The sequence below is a fragment of the Bradyrhizobium sp. 141 genome, assembly GCF_023074055.1.
GTDB lineage: Bacteria > Pseudomonadota > Alphaproteobacteria > Rhizobiales > Xanthobacteraceae > Bradyrhizobium.
The window spans coordinates 1-5,128 of the sequence record NZ_JADPKR010000051.1 but is presented as its reverse complement, the minus strand read 5'-3'; the positions used below and the strand labels follow the sequence as shown (position 1 = coordinate 5,128).

At 61.3% G+C, this 5,128-nt stretch carries 5 protein-coding genes; 1 reads left to right on the top strand and 4 read right to left on the bottom strand.

Translation table 11 applies throughout. The features are described from left to right. Positions 1-546: 546 nt before the first annotated feature. On the top strand, positions 547-966 hold the full coding sequence (locus IVA81_RS14410; RefSeq protein ID WP_247318978.1) for a transposase: 420 nt from the start codon (positions 547-549) through the stop codon (positions 964-966). Between the two features lie 126 nt (positions 967-1,092). On the opposite strand, the gene IVA81_RS14405 is transcribed toward IVA81_RS14410, so the two are convergent. The 4 genes from IVA81_RS14405 to IVA81_RS14390 all read right to left on the bottom strand — a co-directional run. Then, positions 1,093-2,106 (bottom strand): tyrosine-type recombinase/integrase, encoded by a 1,014-nt coding sequence (locus IVA81_RS14405; protein ID WP_247318976.1) that lies wholly within the window; start codon positions 2,104-2,106, stop codon positions 1,093-1,095. Then, positions 2,103-3,017 (bottom strand): tyrosine-type recombinase/integrase, encoded by a 915-nt coding sequence (locus IVA81_RS14400; RefSeq protein WP_247318973.1) that lies wholly within the window; start codon positions 3,015-3,017, stop codon positions 2,103-2,105. Before IVA81_RS14400 ends, IVA81_RS14405 begins: the two co-directional genes overlap by 4 nt. Beyond that, entirely contained in the window at positions 3,017-4,255 is a 1,239-nt protein-coding gene (locus IVA81_RS14395) for a tyrosine-type recombinase/integrase (protein ID WP_247318961.1), read from the bottom strand. The genes IVA81_RS14400 and IVA81_RS14395 overlap by 1 nt, the downstream gene beginning before the upstream one ends. A 501-nt stretch (positions 4,256-4,756) precedes the next feature. Beyond that, on the bottom strand, positions 4,757-5,128 hold a 372-nt coding region (locus IVA81_RS14390), incomplete at its 5' end, for a transposase (RefSeq protein ID WP_247318958.1).

The window sequence follows — 5,128 nt, the reverse complement described above, 5'->3', positions numbered from 1 at the left end:
GCCTCGTCAATCTTCCAGAGTCGAAAATCCTTGCTCATAGCCCCGCAAAGAATCAGACTCGCCCCAGCTTGACCAGCGACTACTTGGACAGGCTCCTAGTACAGGAAACATTGCTCGCCGTCAGAAACAAAACCCGCTTCGTTTCATGGGCAGGACACAGATTGCCCTTACGATCTACAACGTGAAACGCGAGGCCGTTCCACGGAGGTTGATTACCACAACCCTTTTAGCGAAGATTGTCTTGTCATAGGCTCAATGCGTGTCGGGACCTGGGGACGCAGAGCACCCTTAACCCCGTTGCGGTCGCGTCCGCGTGAGCGGGATGGAGCCCGAGTAAGTTAGCTTTAGCTCAGATGAGTTGTCCCCGTTATTATCCGTGACCAGCGGATGGCGGAGCTTTGTCCAAGGAGGCGAGTGATGAGAGCACGAACATGAGCAATACGACCACGCTCTATAGCGTAAGCGTAGCGCCGCGGCCGTTCAGATTGTTTGTGCGCGGTCTTGGGAGCACCGTTAGAAGAGTCATCTTCTGCAAGGGTGCTCACAATGGACGACCATTCGGACGACATAAGACGACCGTCGCCGCGTATCGAGGTGTATACTGGCGCAGGTCGAAAGCGCTGGCCGGAGGATTTGAAGGCACAGATTGCCGCGGAAAGCTTCGAGCCGGGCGCGATTGTCACAGATGTCGCCCGCCGCCATGGCTGCCGGCCCCAGCAGGTGCATGACTGGCGGCGTCGAGCGCGTTTGGGCCAGTTGGTGCTGCCGGCTTCGGCGGATACCTTATCGTTTGTGCCTTTGGTGTCGGAATCGTCGCTACCTGCGGCTGCGGAGCCCTCCGTATCGGGGGAAGCAGCTGTTGTTATGGTCGAGTTCCAGGGTGCACGTGTAGAGGTACGCGGGACGCCTGGCCTTGGGGTGCTAAGTGACGTGTTCACGGCTCTGCGACGGACACGTTCATGCTGACGCCACCCGCGGGCCTCACGATTTACGTTGCGACCCAACCTGTGGACTTCAGAAATTATGCGGAGCCCACGATTATGCGGAGTGCGCGGCGGGAAGTTGGTGCCCGCCGCGGTCTTCTCGCATATCTCACTCTGCATAATTCGGCTTGCGTCCGGCCGCATTCAGCATGGCCAGGAGCTTGTCGGGCGCCCGGAAGCGGCCGGGCGTCAGCATCGGCGGCGACATGGCGGCGAGCGCTTCGAGCTTCTCCGTCGGATCGGCGCGAAGGTAGACCTCGGTGCTTTGCAGGCTGGCGTGTCCGAGCCACAGCGAGACTTTCCGGACGTCCCGAGTCGCCTGAAGCGTATGCATGGCGCAGGTATGGCGCAGTACGTGCGGACTGACGCCTTTGCCGGCGATCGACGGCGCCTTGCGAGCGGCGGTGGCGACATGCTTGCTCAGGATGTATTCAAAGCCCGAGCGGGTCATCGCCTGGGCACGGGCGTTGCAGAACAGCTCAGGAGCGCCGCTGATTGGGCGCACTTTGAGCCAAGCCTTCACAGCTGCAGCCGTCTCCTTCCAGAGCGGCAAGACACGTTCACGACGGCCCTTGCCCATGATGTGCACGCTGGACATGGTCTGGCGGTCGATCTGATCGAGCCGGAGGCCGACCAGCTCCGACACGCGCATGCCTGCGGCGAAGGCCAGATGCAGCATGGCGCGATCACGGATGCCGGACACGGTGCTCGCGTCTGGCGCGTCTAACAGAGCCTGCAGCTCGTCACGGGTGAGATAGCCGACGAGCGCCTGATCGGTCTTCTTCATCGGGATCGCATGGATCCGACGTGATTGGTCGAGGCAGGATGGCACCCTGTATTCCAGATAACGGAAGAACGAGTTGATCGCAGCGAGCCGGGCATTGCGAGTTCGCGCCGAGTTGCCACGCTGCTTCTCTAGATGCTCCAGGAATGCCAAGATCAGCGGCGCGTCGAGCCGTTCGATCTCGATCTTCGATGGCTTGAGCTTGAGCCGGCCGGCGGCAAATTGGAGCAACAGCTGGAAGCTCTGGGCATACGCCTCGCAGGTATGCTGGCTCGCCCTGCGTTCTTTGGGCAGGTGCTCGCGCAGGAAGCTGCTCAGGTAGGGGGCGAGCGCGGTCATGCGGCGCCTCCAATGAGCAATGCCTCGCCGGCCTCGGCGATCTGGCCCATTAGGGTCGGCGTCGCCTGCAAGTACCAATAGGTGTCGGTCACGTGGGCATGGCCGAGGTAGGTGCTGAGCGCCACGATATGGCGGGCGACCGCAGCACGATCGTGCCGGCACTGCTCCAGCGAGCGGACCGCGAAGGTGTGGCGCAGATCGTGGATGCGCGGATCTCGCCCCGCGTACGCGCCCCTGAGATTGGTACTATCGAGGAGTTGCAGGAAGATGCGTCGCACGGTGTTGTAGGGCAGCGACCGTCCGGCAACCGATACGAAGAGAGCACGATCTGTGGTGGTCAGCGACCGCCGGGCGACCAGATATCTGTCGAGCGCCAGCCGAGCTGTTGCGTGAAGCGGCAACAGCCGGCTCTTCTGGAACTTGGTCTGTCGGACGACGAGCCCATCGGCAGTCACATCGTCGATCTGCAGCGCCAATGCTTCCGCGATCCGCATGCCGGTAGCGGTGAGCAGGCCGAGGAGCGTTACATACATGGTCGGTCTGATCGAGCCTACCGGCCGGAGTGCCGCCACAGCGCGAAGCAATCGTGCGATCTCGTCCGCACTATAGATATACGGCGGTCGCCGCTTGACGACAGCGTGGCCGAGTGCATCCGCCGCCGGAACCTGATGGCGCGGATTCTCGGCGTGCATCGCCAGCGCGAACCGCCGCACGGTAAGCAACCGATTGCGGCGCTGCTCCGGTGACGGCGCTCGTGCGGCCCATGCCAGGACCCGGGCACTTCTGATGTGCCGGTCGCCGCGCTCCTCGGCGAAGCCGACGTAGCCCCTCAGCAGGATTTGCTGGACACGGAACTTGAACCCCAGCGATCGCTGCTGGTCCACATATTTGGCCAGATATTGACTCAGCATCACGCATCTCCCGGCCAGGGCTGCGTGATCTGCAGCAACATCGTCACGTCGACTTTGGCATAGTGCGCGGTCATGTCAGGCGAACGGTGGCGGAGCACGGCACCAACCGTGTCGAGCGTCGCGCCGCCCCGCAGCATGGCCGTCGCGGCCGAGTGTCGAAGCAGGTTGGCCCCATTCGACGGAGCGGTGATGCCGGCCTTTCGTATTGCACAACGCACAACGTCAGAGACTGCGCTCGACCTCGTCAGTGGCCGGATTGGTGCATTCGACATGAAGAAGATTCGACCACCGACGACGTGCGGCCGGGCTTGATCCAGATAAGCGAGCAAGGCATCACCGGCGTCTTGCGGCAATGGTAATCTCGTTTCCCGGCGCCCCTTGCCACGAACCGATAGCGTCGCTTGTTGCCAATCAATATCGGTGAGACGAAGAGAAAGAATGTCGCCGGCCCGCAAACCCAGTCGCGCCAACAGCAGCAGGATCGCCCGATCACGCACGCCAGTCGCCGTGGTCTGATCGCACGTTGCAATCAACATCTCGACATCTGACGAGCGGATGTATTGCGGCAGCGACGACAGTCGCCACTGCGGAATGATTGGCACAGCCCGATCGAGTCCCGCTCGGCACAAACCCCGCGCGCTGAGGAACCGCAAATATCCTCTCAGCGCCATCGTCATCGTCTTGACATAGGCGAGCGAGACCCGTTTCGTCTCTGCAATGATCACGTCGCGAATGAGCTGGGCCTTCCAACTTCGCGGCCTGATGCCAAGCGCCGGGAGCAGCCGCATGACCATGCGACCGTGCCGATCTATTGTCAGCTCTGTGACGCCGCGATGCTGTCGCAGCCAATCCTGGAACTCGACCACCCGCCGGTCGAGCGTTGGTAATGCGAGCTTCGGCGTGCGCTGGACGATCCCGCGCTCGCCGAGAAAGTCGACGAACCGGCGCACCCGCCTCACGTACTTCTCGGACACGTCCTTCTCGCGACGGATGCCGGGGCATCGACAGCGATGCCGCGCGAACCGATCGGTGACGCCATCATCGATGTCGGCGACTGCAATCTTGGCCAGCGTCAGCCATTGCGCGAGATGACGGGCTGCGGCGTCATAGCCGCTCACCGTCAAGCTCGTATGCCCCAACACCGTCAGGTGTCGTGCGAACTCCGTCACCAGCGGGGCGAGATCGCCTGCGTCCATGCAGCGCTGCCCGTGGCAGTGATTCTCACTCGACTTGGCCATTCCTTATCTCCCTCTCGTTGCCATCAAGGCAGGAAGGGAGGCCTCAGATTATGCGGAGTGAGGAAGAGGGCACCAGGAACTAAACTGTTGATAACGAAGCGGGTCTCGGATTGAGCGGCCGCGCACTCCGCATAATCGTAGGCTCCGCATAATGAAGAGCGTTTTTAGCTCAGCGGCGCGGCCACGGCGGTGCGGTTGAACACAAGTGTGCGACCCGCGCTGGTGGGCTAAAAACGTGTTGGACTAAACCGCCGGGCACGGCAGCGCCACAGCTATGGGGATTGTAACGCGGCCAAGAGTTGCAAGGGACCGCAAACGCGGTCGCGAATGGTGAGGACAGGAGACTTGAGCGGACGCGATGACGCATCGGAGGTACTGATCACGAGCAAAGAGCAACAGAATTGCCTTGGAAATGCGATGTGAAGCCCCACGGGGCGAAATTGCCCGTTCGCGAGATCGCGCAGGGTTGGCCGAGACATGATGGTGAGTAGTCGTTGACGGTCATGAAGTGTCCATGATTGGCGCACGATGGGCGGCGCATTCGAAAGTTTCGATGACCACCATGGTACCACAGCGACACAGCGGGCATGTCTTCAGGGAAACGCCCGTGAGTACCTCATATCGATCTCTGTAATCCATGCTGCGGGTGGCCGTTGACGGCGACATTTGCATGAGCTGCCGGCACAGAGCGAGCTTCTCTGCGCGGTAGCGATTGGCCAAGAAGCCGAAATACCGAATACGTTGAAACCCGTCGGGAAGTACGTGAAGCAGGATCCGACGGATGAATTCGTCAGCGCCAAGCGTCATCGTCTTTTGACGGTGGCCATTGCGATAATCTTTCCAGCGAAACTGAACCTTGCCGTCGTCGATATC

Coding starts and splice junctions, on each gene's coding strand:
- IVA81_RS14395 (WP_247318961.1), bottom strand. CDS start 4,255: ATGGCCAAGTCGAGTGAGAATCACTGCCACGGGCAGCGCTGCATGGAC.
- IVA81_RS14405 (WP_247318976.1), bottom strand. CDS start 2,106: ATGACCGCGCTCGCCCCCTACCTGAGCAGCTTCCTGCGCGAGCACCTG.
- IVA81_RS14400 (WP_247318973.1), bottom strand. CDS start 3,017: ATGCTGAGTCAATATCTGGCCAAATATGTGGACCAGCAGCGATCGCTG.
- IVA81_RS14410 (WP_247318978.1), top strand. CDS start 547: ATGGACGACCATTCGGACGACATAAGACGACCGTCGCCGCGTATCGAG.